General features: G+C 62.4%; 1 protein-coding gene and 1 pseudogene. Both read left to right on the forward strand.

The window, feature by feature from the left end; all coding sequences use genetic code 11:
* A pseudogene (locus tag OC446_RS30370) lies at window positions 1–932 on the forward strand (phosphoketolase); the annotation flags it as partial.
* Between the two features lie 122 nt (window positions 933–1054).
* Window positions 1055–1321 (forward strand): helix-turn-helix domain-containing protein, encoded by a 267-nt coding sequence (locus OC446_RS30375; RefSeq protein ID WP_315986566.1) that lies wholly within the window; start codon window positions 1055–1057, stop codon window positions 1319–1321.
* Window positions 1322–1326 lie beyond the last annotated feature (5 nt).

Genomic DNA, 1326 nt, shown 5'->3' on the forward strand with positions numbered 1-1326 from the left:
CCTTCATCCACATCGTGGATTCGATGTTCAACCAGCACGCCAAGTGGCTCAAGGTCGCCCGCGAGCTGCCATGGCGTCGGCCCATCCCGTCGCTCAACTACCTGCTGACGTCCCATGTCTGGCGCCAGGACCACAACGGCTTCAGCCATCAGGATCCCGGCTTCATGGACGTGGTCGCGAACAAGAAGGCCGAGATCGTCCGCATCTACCTTCCGCCGGATGCGAACTGCCTTCTGAATGTCGCCGATCATTGCCTTCAGACCTACAACCGCATCAACGTGATCGTGGCCGGCAAGCAGCCGGCGCCGCAATGGCTGACGATGGATCAGGCCGTCGCCCATTGCAGCACCGGGATCGGGATTTGGGAATGGGCGAGCACGGATCGCGGCGTGGAACCGGATGTCGTCATGGCCTGCGCCGGCGACGTGCCGACGCTCGAAACCCTTGCGGCCGTCAGCCTGCTGCGCGAGCACGCGCCCGACCTGAAGGTGAGAGTGGTGAACGTCGTCGACCTGATGACCCTGCAATCCCCGGATGAGCATCCGCATGGATTGAGCGATAGCGCGTTCGATCTGCTCTTCACGAAGGACAAGCCGGTCATCTTCGCGTTCCACGGCTACCCGCATCTGATCCACCGGCTCACCTACAAGCGGACGAACCACGGCAACTTCCATGTGCACGGCTTCCGCGAGGAGGGCACGACGACCACGCCCTTCGACATGGTCGTCCTGAACCGCCTCGACCGGTTCCACCTCGTCGAGGCTGCCGCCCGGCATGTGCCGAAGCTGGCGCCGATGGCGGCCTACGTGGTGCAGGCAGTCCGTGATAAGCTGATCGAGCACAAGGACTACATCGCGCAACACGGCGAGGACATGCCCGAGATCCGCGACTGGGGCTGGCAGTACCGGACCGCTGCGGAGGCGGGCGACTGAGTGCCTCCTGATGGTTCAGGGCTCATTTGATCCAGGCAAGCGTTGATGCACATCAACGCTCGAGAGGATCGAAGGTGTTGTTGTGCACTTTAAAACGGCTGATCGCCTTGGAACCAATTCGGATGTCGTCATCGAAGAAGATCCATCAACAGTCTCAGTCGACCCGGGAGCGGATCCTCGCCGCCGCCGCCGTCCGGTTTTCGATGCACTCCTACGAGCATGTCGGCCTGCGCGACATCGCGGCTGACATCGGGGTTGATGTCGCGCTGGTCCACCGGGCCTTCGGTTCGAAGGAGCAACTCTTCGCGGCGACGCTCAAGCAGACGTTTCACGGGGAGGCCCTGCTGGCTGCCGGCGACCGAACGCTGAGCGAACATCTGACGACTTAACTTCT

The sequence above is a fragment of the Microvirga sp. Mcv34 genome (assembly GCF_024519725.1).
Taxonomy (GTDB): Bacteria; Pseudomonadota; Alphaproteobacteria; order Rhizobiales; family Beijerinckiaceae; genus Microvirga.